Raw genomic sequence first — 931 nt, 5'->3', positions numbered from 1 at the left:
CAGGCGATCGCCAATGTTGCCTCCCAAACAATGACGAAAGACATTCTACAAATGGGGCAAGAAGCGGCGGATTCCATCCTCGCTGTCTAAGCCTAGTACTGGGCGGCAAAAATCTCCTGGCTATCGTCGTCCAAGCGTCTCGTTTGCAGCAAGCCAGATCAGTTGCCTTGGGCCTGGTATGGCTTGTGGTGGCTATATGGTCAGGTTCCAGCAGGTGAATGCCCTGCTGGAACCTGACCGCTGAGCGACAGGGCTTCGGTGGAGCCTAGATAATCGTCAACTCGACGATGGCGCTTCAGCGGACAGTCGTAAATCTTGCCCAACGGGTCGATGTGAGCCATCAGTTTTTGCGTCGCATACCAACCGTCCATCAACACTGTTCGGAAGGGTCAGTCCTTGCTATTGACCGCCGCCTCCAGCATCGCCGCCACGTGGTCAAGCTTGCCCTGTCCATCCCCATCGCGGTCATAAATACGATAGTCAATCACCCAAAACTGCCCGCTCAGCGCGTTGACGTACAGGCAACTCACTAGACCGATACCGCGAATGACTCGATGGGCATTGCCGCTGTACTGGCGACGGGTCAGTTCGATGGAGCGGGCAAAGCGTTTGTCCAAGACCGTATCGTCGAAGACCAGATAGGCATGGGGGTCGGCTTGCAGAGACGTTTTAACATTGTCCCAGAGCAGGCGAGGCGTCAACGTTTCACCGCGCACATAGCGATTGATGCGGTCGTGACTGATCCCGTCAAGGTGATTGGCTAAGTTCGTCACGGTGTAGTTGACCGGACTGCTCAGCAAGTACTGACAGTAGTCCAATTTGCTAAAGCTCATGCAGCAATTCTCATTTTGACCAGTAGCTTGCCCAATCTGTCGAATCCTGAACGAAAGAATGAGCTTTTTCAACCAATCTATTGACACTGTTCTCAATA

General features: G+C 53.4%; 1 pseudogene. It reads right to left on the bottom strand.

Going from position 1 to position 931, the window contains the following annotated elements:
• Window positions 1-272: 272 nt before the first annotated feature.
• Window positions 273-833, bottom strand: a pseudogene (locus tag JUJ53_RS00655) (transposase); the annotation flags it as partial.
• Window positions 834-931: the final 98 nt, after the last annotated feature.

Origin of the sequence: Leptolyngbya sp. CCY15150, from assembly GCF_016888135.1 — a bacterium.
In the GTDB taxonomy this organism is placed as follows: Bacteria; Cyanobacteriota; Cyanobacteriia; order RECH01; family RECH01; genus RECH01.
This window is presented reverse-complemented; position numbering and strand designations above follow the sequence as displayed.